At 37.8% G+C, this 17130-nt stretch carries 15 protein-coding genes and 1 pseudogene; all 16 read left to right on the plus strand.

Annotated elements, in window-relative coordinates:
* The 16 genes and pseudogenes from KHA94_RS03995 to KHA94_RS04070 all read left to right on the plus strand — a co-directional run bounded on the left by KHA94_RS03995 (position 1) and on the right by KHA94_RS04070 (position 17126).
* Positions 1–860: pseudogene (locus KHA94_RS03995) on the plus strand (3-hydroxyacyl-CoA dehydrogenase).
* Complete coding sequence (locus KHA94_RS04000) at positions 829–2028, plus strand: acetyl-CoA C-acyltransferase (RefSeq protein WP_213101288.1); 1200 nt, start codon at positions 829–831, stop codon at positions 2026–2028. Before KHA94_RS03995 ends, KHA94_RS04000 begins: the two are co-directional and overlap by 32 nt.
* A 115-nt stretch (positions 2029–2143) precedes the next feature.
* On the plus strand, positions 2144–3019 hold the full coding sequence (gene paaX, locus KHA94_RS04005; RefSeq protein WP_213100825.1) for a phenylacetic acid degradation operon negative regulatory protein PaaX: 876 nt from the start codon (positions 2144–2146) through the stop codon (positions 3017–3019).
* Positions 3020–3066: 47 nt separating this feature from the next.
* Positions 3067–4014, plus strand: a complete 948-nt coding sequence (locus KHA94_RS04010) for an NAD(P)H-dependent flavin oxidoreductase (protein WP_213100826.1) — start codon at positions 3067–3069, stop codon at positions 4012–4014.
* A 282-nt stretch (positions 4015–4296) separates the two neighbouring features.
* On the plus strand, positions 4297–5310 hold the full coding sequence (locus KHA94_RS04015; protein WP_213100827.1) for an ABC transporter substrate-binding protein: 1014 nt from the start codon (positions 4297–4299) through the stop codon (positions 5308–5310).
* An 18-nt stretch (positions 5311–5328) separates the two neighbouring features.
* A complete protein-coding gene (locus KHA94_RS04020; RefSeq protein ID WP_213100828.1) occupies positions 5329–6360 on the plus strand; it encodes an ABC transporter permease in 1032 nt (343 codons plus the stop codon).
* Positions 6335–7129 (plus strand): ABC transporter ATP-binding protein, encoded by a 795-nt coding sequence (locus KHA94_RS04025; RefSeq protein ID WP_213100829.1) that lies wholly within the window; start codon positions 6335–6337, stop codon positions 7127–7129. Before KHA94_RS04020 ends, KHA94_RS04025 begins: the two co-directional genes overlap by 26 nt.
* 582 nt (positions 7130–7711) lie before the next feature.
* Positions 7712–8095, plus strand: coding sequence for a thioesterase family protein (locus tag KHA94_RS04030; protein WP_213100830.1), 384 nt, complete (start codon positions 7712–7714; stop codon positions 8093–8095).
* Between the two features lie 99 nt (positions 8096–8194).
* Complete coding sequence (locus KHA94_RS04035) at positions 8195–9301, plus strand: Leu/Phe/Val dehydrogenase (protein WP_213100831.1); 1107 nt, start codon at positions 8195–8197, stop codon at positions 9299–9301.
* A gap of 104 nt (positions 9302–9405) precedes the next feature.
* Complete coding sequence (gene pdhA / locus KHA94_RS04040; RefSeq protein WP_213100832.1) at positions 9406–10488, plus strand: pyruvate dehydrogenase (acetyl-transferring) E1 component subunit alpha; 1083 nt, start codon at positions 9406–9408, stop codon at positions 10486–10488.
* Positions 10473–11468 (plus strand): alpha-ketoacid dehydrogenase subunit beta, encoded by a 996-nt coding sequence (locus KHA94_RS04045; protein WP_213100833.1) that lies wholly within the window; start codon positions 10473–10475, stop codon positions 11466–11468. The genes pdhA and KHA94_RS04045 overlap by 16 nt, the downstream gene beginning before the upstream one ends.
* A gap of 10 nt (positions 11469–11478) precedes the next feature.
* A complete protein-coding gene (locus KHA94_RS04050; protein WP_213100834.1) occupies positions 11479–12645 on the plus strand; it encodes a dihydrolipoamide acetyltransferase family protein in 1167 nt (388 codons plus the stop codon).
* Positions 12646–14076: a dihydrolipoyl dehydrogenase gene (gene lpdA, locus KHA94_RS04055; protein WP_213100835.1), complete on the plus strand. Its 1431-nt coding sequence runs from the start codon at positions 12646–12648 to the stop codon at positions 14074–14076.
* Positions 14077–14211: 135 nt separating this feature from the next.
* Positions 14212–15330 (plus strand): 4-hydroxyphenylpyruvate dioxygenase, encoded by a 1119-nt coding sequence (gene hppD / locus KHA94_RS04060; RefSeq protein ID WP_213100836.1) that lies wholly within the window; start codon positions 14212–14214, stop codon positions 15328–15330.
* An 88-nt stretch (positions 15331–15418) separates the two neighbouring features.
* Positions 15419–16540, plus strand: coding sequence for a histidinol-phosphate transaminase (hisC, locus tag KHA94_RS04065; RefSeq protein WP_213100837.1), 1122 nt, complete (start codon positions 15419–15421; stop codon positions 16538–16540).
* Positions 16515–17126 carry a flavin reductase family protein gene (locus KHA94_RS04070; protein WP_213100838.1) on the plus strand — a complete coding sequence of 204 codons (612 nt, stop codon included), beginning with the start codon at positions 16515–16517 and terminating at the stop codon, positions 17124–17126. Before hisC ends, KHA94_RS04070 begins: the two co-directional genes overlap by 26 nt.
* Positions 17127–17130: the final 4 nt, after the last annotated feature.

The raw sequence follows: 17130 nt of genomic DNA on the forward strand, positions 1-17130 counted from the left end.
ATGGGGAAAGGAATTGCCTATGTGAGTGCATTGGGCGGCTTTATGACAACCTTAATTGATATAAATGAAAGCCAATTGAATAAGGCAGAACAAGAAATTCAATCCATTTTTGAAAAAGGAGTTACTATTGGGAAATTAAGTCCTGAGTTAGCGGCAGAAGCAAGGGAAAGGATCGAATTCTCAGTTAGCTTATCAAAGCATGTATTGGAAGCTGATCTTGTGATTGAAGCTGTACCTGAGGTGATGGACATAAAGAAAAATATTTTTGAAGTGATGGATCAGCATGCGAAAGAAAGCTGCCTTTTTGCAACCAATACTTCAACGATCAGTCCGACAGAAATCGGCTCATATACGAAGAGACCAGATAGAGTATTAGCCATGCATTTTTTAATCCTGTTCATAAAATGCCGCTTGTAGAAATAATAAGAGGGTTTGAAACGAGTAATGAAACAGTACAATCTATAAAATTAGTTGCACAGAAAATGGGGAAAGAGACAGTAGTCATCAATGAATTTCCTGGATTTGTAACGAGTAGAATAAGTGCTCTTGTAGGAAATGAAGCATTTTATATGTTGCAAGAAGGTGTTGGAACACCGGAAGAAATAGACAAGGCCATTAAACTGGGACTCAATTATCCTATGGGGCCATTTGAATTAGGGGACTTAGTCGGGCTTGATACAAGGTTAAATAATCTGAATTATCTCCATTCAAAATTGGGAGAAAAATACCGTCCAGCTCCGCTTTTAGAGCAGTACGTAAAAGCCGGTAGACTCGGCAGAAAAACTGGACGGGGTGTTTATGATTATTCCAACGGAGGTGACTGGAGCGGTGAAAGAGGCGGTAATAGTAGACGCAGTTAGAACGCCAATTGGGCGCTATAAAGGAGTATTAAAAAACGTTCGGCCAGATGATTTAGGAGCTATCGTCATTAAAGTATTACTTGAAAGAAATCCATCTATTAATCCAATTGAAATAGAGGAGGTCATCCTAGGTAATGCCAACCAAGCAGGAGAGGATAATCGTAATGTAGCACGTATGTCCGCACTTCTTTCAGGGGTACCCGTAGAGGTTGCTGGCTCCACGATTAATCGATTATGCGGTTCAGGACTGGATGCAGTTAATTATGCAGCAAGAGCAATTATTGCAGGAGAAGGAGAAATTTTTATTGCCGGCGGAACCGAAAGTATGACTCGTTCTCCTTTTGTAATGGCAAAACCAGACGCGGATTATCCGCGGGGGAATATGGAATTATATGACACTACGATCGGATGGCGTTTTACTAACGAAAGGCTGAAACAAATGTATGGTGCGGAAAGTATGCCTGAAACAGCTGAAAATGTTGCTATTAATTATGGGATTTCTCGAGAGGAACAAGATCGATTTGCATTTGAGAGTCAAATAAAAGCAAAAAGGGCGATTGAAGGTGGAATATTTAAGGATGAGATAATTCCTGTCACCTATACTGACCGAAAAGGAAAGATCTCACTCATCGATGAAGACGAGCATCCTCGTCTAGAAACAACATTAGAAAAACTTGCACAATTAAAGCCAATTTTCAGTGGAGGATCTGTCACTGCAGGCAATGCTTCAGGTGTAAATGATGGGGCTTCAGCATTGCTATTAATGTCTGGGGATAAAGCTAAAGCTTTGGACTTGAGACCGATTGCTAAATATATCGTTTCTTCAACCGCAGGCTTAACACCTTCGATTATGGGAATAGGGCCAGTTTTTTCAACTCAGAAGGCTCTTAAGAGAGCGGGTCTGACAATAGAGGATATAGACTTAATAGAACTTAATGAAGCTTTTGCCTCACAATCTATTGCATGTATGAAAATGCTTGAAATGGATCCGAAAAAAGTGAATGTCAATGGAGGAGCCATTGCTTTTGGTCACCCGCTTGGAGCGAGCGGTGCTCGTATTGTGACAACATTACTTCATGAAATGAAGAGAAGAAACTCGAAATATGGATTAGCCACAATGTGTGTTGGTGTAGGACAAGGGATTTCTACGATTATTGAAAAAGTATAAATGGTTGCCGTTATTTATTAATTAATAAATATGAATATTTCGTTTTATATAGTAGAATAATTGTATAACGTGAGATTTTCGACTGACTATATAAATGAAATGAGGACTGAAGTAGTTGAATACGAGATCAATGATATTTACATTATATGGAGATTACATTTCCCATTATGGAAGTAAAATTTGGATTGGAAGCTTGATCCGGTTACTTAGTGAATTTGGCCATAATGACCAATCAGTTAGAGCGGCAATTTCGCGAATGAATAAACAAGGCTGGGTACAGTCTGAGAAAATAGGCAATAAAAGCTACTATTCATTAACCACTAGAGGTCAAAAGAGGATTGATGAGGCTGCGAAACGAATTTTTAAATTGATGCCGGAGAAATGGGATGGACAGTGGAGAATATTAATGTATACGATCCCAGAGGAAATTCGCAATGTGAGGGATGAGCTCAGGAAAGAGCTTGTATGGAGCGGATTTGGTTCCCTCTCTAATAGCTGTTGGATATCAGCCAATAATCTTGAAAAACAAGTATTTGATCTAATTGAAAAATACGATATTCACAATTATGTAGACTTTTTTATTTCGAAGTATGCGGGTCCGCATGAAAATATTCGTTTAGTCGAAAAAAGCTGGAACCTTGAGGAGATAAACGGAAAGTATCAAGAGTTTATATCTGAGTATAGTCAAAAGTACATTATTGATAAAAATAAAATACAAAAAGGTCAAATGAGTGATGCTGAGTGTTTTGTAGAAAGAACGAAGCTCGTTCATGAATATAGGAAGTTTCTTTTTGTTGACCCAGGATTACCAGAGGAATTGCTTCCAGAAAAGTGGTTGGGAAGCCATGCGTCAGCCCTTTTTAGCGATTATTACAAAGAGCTGGCTGAACCTGCTTCACGATTTTTTGAAAGTATTTTTAAAGAGGGTAATGAGATGATGTATAAGGCTAAAGATTATGATGTATTAGATCATCCGTATATTGTTGAATAAGGGAATCTTCAAATATAAAACATTATTTTCACGAAGAGGGGATTTGGTTGAATAACCTTACAAGTTTATTGGGGATAAAATATCCTGTTATCCAAGGTGGAATGGGAAATATAAGCAATGCGATATTAACTGCGGCTGTTTCAGAAGCTGGAGGCTTAGGTACAATCGGTACAGGAACAATGAGACCGAATGAAGTAGAGGAAATCATTCAGGAGACAAAAAAGAGAACAAAAAAGCCATTTGCGATAAATATTGCACTTAGTGTTTCCCCTTATGTAAAGGAAATTCTTTCGCTTGTAATAAAGTATAGCATCCCTATTGTATCACTATCAGCAGGCAATCCTGTGCCATATGTGCCTAAGCTCCATGAGCATGGAGTAAAGATCATATCGGTTTCTGCATCTGTACGACAAGCAAAAAAAGCGGAGTCTGCAGGTGTTGATGTCATAGTTGCAGAGGGATACGAAGCTGCAGGTATCAACTCTTCGCTTGAGATTACTACTCTTTCATTAATACCACAAATCATTAGAGAGGTTCATATACCTGTTGTTGCAGCTGGTGGCATTGGTGATGGAAAAGGCCTTGCTGCCATGCTTGCACTTGGGGCAAGTGGTGTTCAAATGGGAACAAGATTTATTGCGACAAAAGAAGCTCCTTTTCATCAAAATTATAAGAAAAAAATAGTGGATGCGACTGATCATGATACTGTAATCATAGGGCGCTCAGTTGGAAAAATTCGAAGAGTGATTGATACAGAATATGCAAAGAAGCTTTTACAAATCGAAAAAAAGGGAACGAATCAAGAGCATTTTAATGCCTTAACTTCTGAAGAATTTCATATTATTGGTGCAATTAATGGCAATAGCAAGGATGGATTTATGAATGGAGGACAAATAAGCGGTCTATTACAAGATATTCCTACTGTGCATGAATTGATGGAACGGATGATGGAAGAGGCGAAGCACCAGCTTTCAACTGCGATAAAAATTTTATAAAGGCAATTTTTAAAAGCATGCAGTATGAATTTGTATGCTTTTCTTCTTGAAATCATATAAATAATATACTAATCTAAATATATTAAATTTTTTGAATATTATTGACTGTTATTGTGATCTGATGGTAATATAACGATATAATTACGGTGATGACAGTATTTATCATATAAATTTACTGTGAATAAATGTTCTTGAATAATATTCAAGAAGTTCATTACATAGGCAGTCCACACTCCTATTTTTGGTAGTGTTTAATATTTTTTATTAAAAGGGGGTTTCAAAATGAAAATGAATTTAAAGTCAATATCTTTTGCGTTTGTGGCTGGTTTGCTCTTGTTAAGTGGCTGTGGGAAAGAGACGGTCAAAAATTCTGGATCGGGTGAAGGAGCAAAGGATAAATACACAATTGGAATTACCCAGTTTGTCGCTCATCCATCTTTAGATGCAGCAACGGAAGGATTTAAAAAGGCTTTGGAGGATGAAGGGTTTAAAGATGGAGAGAATGTCGAGTTTGATTTCCAAAATGCACAAGCAGATATGAATAATACTCAAACGATCGCTAATAACTTTGTTGGGGATAAGGTTGATTTAATTTTCGCTAATGCTACACCAAGTGCAGTAAGTGCTTTAAATGCAACAAAGGATATTCCAATCTTGTTTACTTCAGTCACAGACCCTGTCGGTGCAGGACTTGTTGATGCATTTGATAAACCGGGTGACAATATTACCGGAACAACTGATAACCATCCTGAAGGTACTGCCAAAACGATAAACTTTATTATTGAAGAGGCTGGAGCAAAAACGATAGGGATCATTTATAATGCTGGTGAGCAAAACTCCGAAGTTCAGGTTGAAGAAGTGAAGAAACTTGCTGAAGCAAAAGGTGCTAAAATTGTTGAAGCCTCTGTATCAACATCTGCAGAAGTAAAACAAGCAACAGAATCCCTAGTTGGACGTGTGGATGCTATTTATGTTCCAACAGATAATACTGTTGTTTCGGCATTAGAATCCGTTATTTCTGTTACAAATAGTAAAAAGCTACCTCTTTTCGTTGGTGAGCTTGATTCAATGAAACGAGGAGCGGTTGCAGCAAGTGGTTTTAGTTATTATGATCTCGGTTTTCAAACTGGAAAAATGGCTGTAGAAATCTTAAAAGGAAATAAAAAACCTTCTGAGATTCCGGTAGAGCTACCAAGCAGCTTAACATTAATGATTAATAAAAAAGCAGCAGAGGAACAAGGCCTTGAAGTGAAACAGGAGTGGGAAAAAATTGCAGAATTTTTTGATGGCGAATAATAGAGGGTGTGATTCTTAATGTTCACTGCAATATTTGGAGCGTTTGAAGCGGGGATAATCTATGCCATAATGGCACTCGGAGTTTACCTATCTTTTCGAGTATTAGATTTTCCTGATTTAACGGTTGATGGGAGCTTTGTAACTGGTGCTGCAGTTGCAGCAACGATGATCGTTAACGGTATGAACCCATTTATCGCAACAATTCTTGCGCTTATTGCGGGATTTGTGGCAGGCTGTCTTACCGGCGTTCTTCATACGTTCGGAAAGATTAACGCTCTCCTCTCGGGAATATTAATGATGATCGCTTTATATTCAATCAATCTGAGAATAATGGGTAAATCTAATGTTCCTTTATTAAATAGTGAAACGGCTATGACTAATATTAGAGATGCATGGGACAAAACCGGTTTTGATTCAATATTTAATTCAATACTTTCAACAGTGGGTCTAGGTGATAGCTTGCCGAGGACTTGGGGAATCCTTATTGTCATGCTGATTGTTACCTTTACAATAAAATTCTTAACAGATCAATTTCTGAAAACCGAAATTGGATTGGCCATTAGAGCAACTGGTGATAATAAACGTATGATTCGCAGCTTATCGGCTAATACGAATGTTACCGTCATTCTTGGCTTGGGGATTTCAAACGCAATGGTCGCATTTTCAGGTGCCTTGATTGCTCAACAGGGTGGATTTGCGGATGTAGGTATGGGGATTGGCATGATTATTATCGGTCTTGCCTCCGTCATAATTGGTGAAGCATTATTTGGAACGAAAACCATTGCCAGAACAACATTAGCCGTTATTGGAGGAGCAATCATTTATAGAATTGTCGTTACACTTGCATTGCGTGTAGACTTCCTTGAACCAGGAGATATGAAGCTTATTACCGCGACTATTGTTATTTTAGCCCTGGTCACTCCAAAAATCATTGATTCGACGAAAGAAAAGAAACGTAAGGCGAGGAAGCAAGCTGAATTTATAGCATTCAATAGTTTGCCTGACGAGAGAAAGGGTGAGGCTGATGCTGAAATTAAGCCAAGTCCATAAAGTGTTTAATGAAGGTACGCCTGATGAAAAAATTGCTCTTGATCGTATTAGCTTAACTATGAATGAAGGTGATTTTGTAACAGTTATTGGCAGTAATGGTGCTGGGAAATCTACACTAATGAATATTATTTCAGGTGTGATGTTTCCTGACGTTGGCACGGTTACAATTGATAATCAAAATGTTACACTATTATCCGAATTTAAACGGGCCAGGCTAATTGGGCGAGTATTCCAAGATCCGATGGCAGGTACAGCTCCGAGCATGACCATTGAAGAGAATTTAGCGATGGCCTATTCGAGAAATAAAAAGCGAACATTAAGAAAAGCTGTTACAAAAAATCGAAAGGAATTTTTCCAAAGCGTCCTTGAAACACTTCATCTTGGATTAGAAAACCGGCTAACAGCTAAGGTGGGTTTATTATCTGGTGGCGAAAGGCAAGCTCTCTCCCTGTTAATGGCCACATTTACTGAGCCTTCCATTCTTTTATTGGATGAGCATACAGCTGCACTTGATCCTGCCCGAGCAGAGCTCATTACGAATTTGACAAAGGAAATAGTAGCAAAGTACAAATTAACAACATTAATGGTCACTCATAATATGCAGCAAGCCCTTGATCTTGGAAATAGGCTAATCATGATGGATAAAGGACAAATTATTTTACAAGTAGATGAGGACCAAAAGGGTAACTTAACGATTGAACAATTATTAAGTGAGTTTCAAAGGATTAGAGGATCACAAATGGCAAGTGATCGTGCTTTGCTATCGTAATACAGAATCTGAACAATCTTTCATAGTGTAATCCTCTAGAGAAATTATCCAATTTAAAGCATTGCATATTAGTATTAAAGGATTAATTAGTCTTTTTCAGCTAGTTAATCCTTTTTTTATGATTATAACAAAGGAAGGTTTGATAAAAACAAAAAAACACCATTAAATTCATATATTTTAAAATTTTTAAAGTTTTTACAATTTATTGACTATTTATTATACGAAATGGTATTATATCGTTAAATTAACGTCATACATATTTAGGGATAACTTCTTTTTATTTTGTAAAAAACCGTCATGTTGAATCAATTTATCCCGCATTAACGGGCGGTAAGACCCCCACCTCAAGATTGAGAGAGAAGCGAGGAAGATAGGTGGAGACAACTGCCCGTAAAAGCCCGTAAAATGAACACAGACTAAAAGCGCCACATCGTGTGGCAACGTCTGCGTGACCCACTTCCTGTGGGCCGCAATTAACCATCAGTGGGGGATGAAAAAAACCCCCACTGATGGAAGTTTCACTTTATCTACAAGCTTATTAAATTTAATCTAATGATCCGGTTGATGAATTGGAGGGATTTAATGATATCAGGATTAAAGGAAGGTTATTCGGTTGAAATTATGGTAGAGGTCATTCCTGAAATGTTTGCAAAATTTGAAGGGGATATCGTTCATCGTACGTATTCAACAGTTTCAATGATTTACCATATGGAATGGGCTTCAAGGCAGATTATCATACCCTTTTTAGAAGAACATGAAGAAGGGATGGGAATGGCTGTTTCTGCAAAACATTTGGCACCAGCACCAGAAGGATCGAAGCTAAAGATTTCAGCAGTCCTATCTGAAATGAAAGATAATCATGTAATGACTAAAGTAACAGTAAAAAAATGTGAGAAGATCATTGGTGTCGGGGAAGTAGAGCAAGTAATTCTTCCTAAAAGTAAAATTGCGAAAATGCTGGAATAATAGCTTTTTGTCTTTGAGATTGAATTATTAAGAAAAGGTTTACCCCGACTTAAGAGTTTTTTTGAAAGCGTTATCAATTGAATTAGGAGGAGTTAAGTGATGAGTGTGTTTTCAAAAATAAGAGAACATGAGCAAGTTGTTTTTTGCAATGATGAATCTACAGGATTAAAAGCAATCATTGCCATTCATAGTACAAGACTCGGGCCAGCACTAGGAGGCTGCAGAATGCTCCCGTATGCAAGTGAGGAGGAAGCACTTGAGGACGTTCTTCGATTATCTAAAGGGATGACGTATAAGTGTGCTGCAGCGGATGTTGACTTTGGCGGGGGAAAAGCGGTTATCATTGGGGATCCAGCAAGAGACAAAACCCCGGAGCTATTCCGAGCTTTTGGGCAGTTCGTCGAGTCATTGAACGGCAGGTTTTATACTGGAACAGATATGGGAACAACACCAGAGGATTTCGTTCATGGGTTAAGGGAGACGAATTGCATCGTCGGTGTTGATGAGGTTTATGGAGGGAGTGGAGATTCCTCTGTACCTACAGCCCAAGGTGTCATATACGGACTTCAGGCTACAAATCAAGCTTTAATAGGATCTGATGAATTAGGAAGTAAATGCTATTCCATTCAAGGCTTGGGGAAAGTTGGATTTAAAGTAGCTGAAAGGCTGTTAGAAGAAGGTGCAGATCTTTATGTAACAGATATTAATCAGCAAGCAATCGAAAGGCTTCTATCAAAGGCTAAAATACTTGGGGCAGGTGTAAAAGTATTAAGCAGTGAAGAAATCTATCAGGCTAATGCAGATGTTTTCATCCCTTGTGCAATGGGTGGAATTATTAATGATCAAACTATTGAACAATTAAAGGTTAAGGCTGTAGTAGGCTCAGCGAATAACCAGCTTTTAGAGCTCCGTCATGGCCAACTTCTTAAGGAAAAAGGTATATTATTTGCTCCTGATTATATTGTTAACTCAGGAGGACTAATTCAAGTTGCTGATGAGCTTTATACGCCGAATAAGGAGAGAGTTCTGCAAAAAACGAAAGCAATATACAACTCTTTGCTTCATATTTATGAGTATGCAAATACATTAGGCATTACAACGATTGAAGCTGCAAATGAATTTTGTGAAAAAAGGATTGAGGCGAGATCACGCAGAAATAGCTTTTTTTCACATATGAAGCGACCTAAATGGGCAGTAAGAACTTAAATTTTCACTAAAAAACAACATTGATAATATGTTTAAGTTAATTGTTAGTTAAAGAATTTTCAATTTAAGATGATCAAATAAATTATGTAGCAAAGGGTGAGAAAATGGAAAGTCAATTTCCTATCCTGCAAATCATGGATTGTAATGGACAAATTGTATCACCTATGTATAAAGAGAAAATTACAGAAGATATTGTGAAAAATTTTTATAAGCAGCTTTTAAGGATTCGTCTATTTGATCGAAAAGCTGTTAGTTTGCAGCGTCAAGGCAGAATTGGCACATACGCTCCTTTTGAAGGACAAGAGGCTGCCCAAGTGGGGAGTGCACTTGCTTTAGAACCCGCGGATTGGATGTTTCCGACTTATCGTGATCATGGAGCAGCATTTGTCTTTGGGCACTCGTTAAGAAACATCTTGCTTTTTTGGAATGGTCGTAATGAAGGATGTGTACCTCCAAGTGGGAAAAGGATTTTTCCGCCAGGGATTCCGATAGCAACCCAAATTCCTCATGCAGTTGGTGCTGCTTTGGGTGAGAAGATAAAAGGCTCTAACCATGCAGCCATTGCTTATTTTGGTGATGGTGCAACATCAGAAGGTGATTTTCATGAGGGTCTTAATTTTGCTAGCGTGATTAAGGCACCTGTCGTGTTTTTTAATCAAAATAATCAATATGCAATTTCAGTCCCAATTGAAAAACAAATGAATACGAAAACAATTGCCCAAAAAGCTTTAGCCTATGATATACCAAGTGTTCGTCTGGATGGAAATGATGTTTTCATTGTTTATTTTGAGACTTTAAAGGCTTTAGAAAGAGCAAGAAAAGGTGAAGGGCCAACATTGATTGAAGCCGTAACATGGCGATATGGAGCACATACGACCGCAGATGACCCTTCTAAATACCGTGACCAAATTGAAAGCAATAATCGAAGAGTAGAAACAGATCCTCTGCTCCGTCTTGAAAGATGGTTAAAAAATGAAGGCTTGTATGAAGAAAATTGGATACGTCAAATCGAATCAGATGCCAACCAAGAGATAGAATTGGCAATTGCTGAAATGGAAGCATTTCCGAAAGCGAATCCTGCAGATATTTTTGATTATGTTTTTGCTGAGCCGACATGGCAAATTAACCAGCAAAAAGAAGAATATCTTAGATTAATAGGAGGTGAAGATAAGTGTATACGGCGATAAAGACGAGAACCATTACGCTTATTCAAGCGATTACCGATGCTCTTGATACGATGATGGAAGAGAAATCAGAAGTGTTGCTTTTAGGAGAGGATATCGGGAGGAATGGCGGTGTTTTTCGGGCAACGGATGGACTTCTGGAAAAATATGGAGAGGATCGTGTCATAGATACACCTCTAAGTGAAGCTGGTTTTGTTGGAGCTGGGATAGGACTTTCGGTAAATGGATTTATTCCTATAATAGAAATTCAGTTCTTAGGTTTTATTTATCCTGCTTATGAGCAAATTATGACACACGCTACGCGTCTTCGAATGCGCACAATGGGGCATTATACTGTACCAATGGTCATTCGCGCTCCATATGGTGCAGGGGTTAGAGCTCCCGAAATTCATTGTGACAGCACAGAAGCGATTTTTACCCATATGCCAGGAATAAAAGTGGTTTGTCCATCAAGTCCCTATGATGCAAAAGGTTTGCTTATTGCTGCAATTGAAGACTCTGATCCAGTTTTATTTATGGAACCTATGAGATGCTATCGTTCTATAAGAGAGGAAGTACCAGAAGGAAAATATACAGTTGAAATTGGAAGAGGAAAAAAACTGCTAGAAGGTGACGATGTATCCATCATAACTTGGGGAGCTATGGTTCCAATTGTCCTAAAGGCTGCTAAAGAAATGAAGGAAAAGGGCGTACAATGTGATGTAATTGACTTAAGAACACTATATCCAATTGACTACGAGATTATAGCGGACTCCGTCCAGAAAACTGGAAGAACGGTAATAGTTCATGAAGCACATGCAACAGGTGGTGTTGGGAATGATGTTCTCGCCATTATTAATGAAACATCGTTTTTATTTCAAAAAGCCCCAGTAGAAAGAGTTACAGGTTTTGATGTGCCAGTACCTTATTTCGGATTTGAAGATCATTATTTACCATCAGAAGCAAGGATCATACATGCGATTAAGAAAGTCATGTCTTTTTAGGAGGGAAGAAATGGATGTTAAACTTCACGATATCGGGGAAGGAATGGCCGAGGCTGATATTAACTGCTTTTTCGTTAATCTTGGCGATAAAGTTCGAGCAGATGAACCGCTGTTAGAGGTCCAAACAGATAAAATGACCGCAGAAATTCCAGCTCCTCGATCAGGGATTATTAAAGAGTTTAAAGTTGCAGAAGGACAGACGGTTGCTGTTGGAACAACTTTATTAATCATGGACGAATTAGTAGTAGAAGGCAAAAGTGATGACCAAGTTCAAAAGAAGCGAATACTTGCGTCTCCCTTCACTAGAAAAATTGCAAGAGAAAACGGTATTGATCTCGATAAGGTTCAAGGATCCGGACATGCAGGGAGGATTACGGATGATGATATTTATCAGTTTATTGCTGCAAAGCAACTACCAAAGAAAGATATTATTTCAGAAAATATAGTTGAAAACAAAACACCTTCAGAAATATCCCCATCAAGAAATGACATCATTCCTTTCAGAGGCAGAAGAAAGCAAATAGCCAAAAAAATGGTTCAGTCCTCGTTTACGATTCCTCATTGCACTCATTTTGAAGAAGTGGATGTTACCGAGCTCATTCAATTTCGAGCAGAGTTAAAAAATTTGAATCAAAATATATCAGCAACTGCATTTTTCCTAAAGTCATTATCAATTTGTTTAAAAGAATTTCCGATATTCAATGCAAGACTTGATGAAGAAAAAGAAGAAATTTATCTCATTAAAGAACATCATTTCGGAATTGCAGTTGATACAGAGGAAGGTCTAATTGTACCAATTATTCGCCATGTAGAGAAAAAATCAATTCAAAACATTCATCATGAAATGAAGGAGCTTACTGAAAAAGCTTTAGATAATAAATTAAGTATAAAAGAAATATCAGGCGGGACTTTTACAATCAGCAATGTAGGTCCACTTGGCGGAAGCTTCGGTGCAACCCCAATCATACAGCATCCTGAAGTAGCACTTGTTTCCTTCCATAAAACAAAAAGAATGCCAGTCGTCATAGATGAGGATGAGATTGTGATCCGCTCAATCATGAATATTTCAATGTCCTTTGACCACAGGGTTGCAGACGGAGCAACAGCAGTCAAATTTACAAATCGATTCGCACAGTTCATACAAAACCCAAAATTGCTTTTGCTGGAGTTGGTGTAAATGGTTGTCGGGGAACTTGCACATGAACGTGATCTCATTATTATTGGCGGGGGTCCTGGTGGTTACAATGCAGCTATTCGTGCCTCACAGCTTGGATTGGCAGTTACACTCATTGAAAAGGATCAGCTTGGAGGTGTATGTCTTAATTATGGCTGCATACCTTCGAAGGTATTGACCTATGGAGCAGAAAAATATGTTTCTTCTCATGACGATGCTGAGTTAGGAATTGAAAGTAAAGGTACTCATTTTAATATCGAGACACTTCAAACGTATAAAATAAAAACGATTGCTAACCTTCGTGAGGGTGTCACTTCATTAATTAAGGCAAATAAGATTGAATTACTTCATGGTTCTGCTTTCTTCCTTTCGGAGGATCGGATTGGTGTAGAAAATGGGGATCAGTTTGAAGTATTTCGATTTAAACATGCCATCATTGCAGCCGGTTGCTCAACGAAACAACCTGAAGGAATCATAATCGACAACAAACGGATATTGGATTCTCGGTCCATAACTAACATAAATATTGTGCCTGAAAAGCTTGTCATATATGGACATGATTATATTGCTCTAGAAATGGCAATGGCTTACAATGCTTTCGGCTCCGAAGTAATGCTCATTTTAAAGCATGATGAGTTTGATTTTGACTCATCAATAAACCGTGAGTTAAAGAGACTATTAAAAAAGTATCGTATCCAGATCATGAGGAGCACGAAAATTAATGAAGCATATGCTGAAGAGGAAGAGGTTTCTATTATCCTACAAAATAAAACGGGCACAGAAAAAATTTCAGCTTCACATATATTTGTTTCAAACCTAGAAACTCCAAATACTGATAATTTGGGTATTGCTCGAATCGGGGTAAAAACAACAAAGGAAGGGTTTATAAGAGTTGATGATCAATGCCGTACGTCAATCGCAAAAATTTTTGCGGTAGGAGATATTACAGAGGGTCCAAGTTTAGCAGTGAAGGCAATAAAGCAGGGGAAAACGGCAGCAGAAATCATTGCAGGAATCCCAGCTGAAGCTGATTTTCGTTTTTTACCAAAAGTAGTACACACAAGACCCCCAATCGCTTCTGTTGGTCTAACGGAAGAAGGAGCTATAAGTCAAGGATATTCCATCGAAATAGGTCAATTTCCCTTATCTAGCAATGGTTACGCAGCCATCATCGGAAAAAAAGAAGGATTTATAAAACTGATTTTCGATAAAGAAAATCACATGCTAATTGGAATGCACATTATAGGTGATGGTGCGATTGAACTTATCTCTAGTGGAATCTTATCCTTGGAAATGGCTTCGCGTGACGAAGATTTACTATTTCCAACGTATCCCCATCCAAGTATGAACGAAGGAATATTAGAAGCGGTTGAAGCGATAAAAAATCAGGCAATACATCTTTCGCCTAAATTTAAAAAAGGAATTCAAGTTTAAAATAAAGAGAAAGCTTTCCAACACTTTACTGCAGAAGTGCATTGTAGCTTTAACTTGTATTCTTGAGAACATTTCAACTATTAATATAATATTAATTCTGAATATTAATATTTTTTCAATTTAGGAGGAAAAAAGATGCAAGAAAATACTCATGCTATGCACCAAAAGGCCGAGGATTTTTTTCCGGTAAAAGAAGTTGATTATTTAGAGATTTATTCAGGAAATGCTAAACAATCATGCCATTATTTTTGCTCTGCATTTGGATTTAAACCTGTTGCCTATTCAGGTTTAGAAACTGGTAATCGGGAGACGGTTTCATATGTACTTCAGCAAAGAAAAATTCGCCTTGTCATAACGGGATCTTTAACGGAAAGTAGCAGAGTTGCTTCATTTGTGAAAAAGCATGGAGATGGCGTAAAGGATGTAGCTTTAACAGTTGATGATGTAGAGAAAGCATATAATGAAGCAGTATCTAGGGGAGCAATTGAAATTGTACCTCCAATTGAAATCAAGGATGAGCATGGAACTGTAAAGAAGGCGGTTATTGGAACATATGGCGATACGATTCACACATTAGTTGAAAGAAATAACTATAAAGGTATTTTTATGCCCGGGTATGAACCGTTAGAAATGAATATTCCATTTGAGGACGCTGGCTTTATCGGGATTGATCATGTCGTTGGCAATGTTGAAAGTATGGAAGAATGGGTTAGTTATTATGCAAATGTAATGGGCTTTAAAGAAATGACGCATTTTACAGATAAGGATATAAGCACGGAATATTCAGCATTAATGTCTAAAGTTATGCATAATGGCGGAAGAATAAAATTCCCTATTAATGAGCCAGCAGAAGGAAAACGGAAATCACAAATTGAAGAGTATCTAGACTTCTATAACGGTCCAGGTGTTCAGCATCTTGCACTATTAACAGAAGATATCGTAAGTACAGTAAGTATTCTGCGTAAAAATGGTGTTGAATTTCTGAATACTCCTGCCGCATATTATGGTGAAGCGTTAACAGACCGTGTCGGAAAAATTGATGAAGAAATCGAAAAGCTAAAAGAATTAAGTATATTAGTAGATCGAGATGATGAAGGCTATTTGCTGCAAATCTTCACAAAGCCAGTTGTGGATCGTCCAACATTATTTATTGAGGTCATTCAGCGTAAAGGTGCGAGAGGATTTGGAGAAGGAAATTTCAAGGCCTTATTTGAATCGATTGAACGAGAACAAGAAAGGCGAGGAAATCTCTAAGATTGTTAGAAGAAAAGGATGGGGCAAATGTCCTCACTCTTTAAAAATAGCTTGTTAACGTAATCGCAGTAAAACCAGAGGTGTTTATATGGTTAAAATCCAAACAAAACGTGCAATCGAAGAGATGACATCCTACCCGCTTGGGTTCACACCAGAGGAACTAATGAATCAATACCATCTCAAGACGATTCGAAAAATGTCTGATAATGAAAATATTTATGGGTGCTCTCCAAATGTTAAGGAGTCCATCATTCAAAATATGCAAAAATTATATTTGTATCCTGATGGCAAGACATCCTTATTAATCCAAAAACTATCTGCCTACTATAACCTTAATGATGGCCAATTTATTATAGGGAATGGTTCTGAAGAGCTTATACGACTACTAACAAGAGCATTTATAAATCCAGGGGATGAAGCAGTTCTAGCTGATATGACCTTCCGGAGATATGAAGCAAATATCGTCATTGAAGGCGGAAAAGCGGTCAAGGTTCCTCTAGCTAATGGGGTTCATGATCTTCCATCCATGTATGAAAAAATAACGCCACGTACAAAAATGATATTTATCTGTAATCCTAATAATCCAACAGGAACAATCGTGGAAAAGCAAGAGCTGTATCATTTCATAGAAAATGTTCCAGCAAATATATTAATTGTTTTAGATGAGGCTTACTACGAGTATGTAACGAGCAATGATTATCTCCAATCGGTTCCACTCATTGATAAATATTCCAATCTAGTCATATTACGGACTTTTTCAAAAATTTATGGGCTCGCTGGACTGCGAGTAGGTTATGGAATCATGAATTCTGATATTGTGCAAGAGCTTCATAAAGTAAAGGACGTTTTTAACGTAAATCAATTAGCACAGACAGCAGCAGCTTACGCGCTTGAAAACCAAGATTTTATTCTTGATTGTGCAGAGAAAAATGATAAAGAAAGAATTTTTGTCTGTGAGTTCTTAGAAAAAAATGGTTTAAATTATTTTCCCTCACAAACAAATTTTGTGTTTATTTATAGTCAATTCCCAGTTGTTGAGAAATTAATCTCGAGTGGTTTCCTTGTTCGAGAATTGAAATATCATGGATATTCAGATGCCTTTAGAATCACACTTGGCACACGCGAAGATAATAAAGCCTTTCTTGAAGTAATCAGTCAAATTATTAGTGAAAGAGCGGTGGAAAATGGAAATAACGCCAGGGAATCTTGAATGGAGTGACGCATATAAGCTTTTGGCTGGTTCAATTTTACCTCGTCCAATTGCATTTGTTACGACAATAGACGCAGCAGGTGTATCGAATGCAGCGCCGTTTAGCTTCTTTACAGCAATATGTGCGGATCCAATGCTGATTTGTTTTTCACCGATGAGAAGAGGGACAGATGGTCAAAAAAAGGATACTCTTCTTAATATTGAAGCAACAAAAGAATTTGTCATTAATATAGTCAGTGAGGATATAACTGAAAATATGAATATTTGTGCAGCTGAGTATCCAGCTGAAATTGATGAGCTAGAGATTTCAGGGCTAACAAAGGAAGAAAGTTCTTTTGTAAAACCTCCGAGAATTAAGGAATCGAAAGTCCACCTTGAATGTAGATTGCACGAGCTCCTTCATTTTGGAGATTATGTTGGTGCAGGAAGCCTTGTCATCGGCAAGGTTGAACATGTTCATGTCGCTGATGTGCTTTATGAGAATGGGAGAATACTTACTGAAAAGCTAAAACCAGTAGGACGAATGGCAGGACATATGTATACAAAGGCAATGGCAGAAGTTTTTGAATTAGTGCGAAAAACGTGACCAA

It is taken from the genome of Cytobacillus citreus (assembly GCF_018343665.1).
Classification (GTDB): Bacteria; Bacillota; Bacilli; order Bacillales; family Cytobacillaceae; genus Cytobacillus; species Cytobacillus citreus.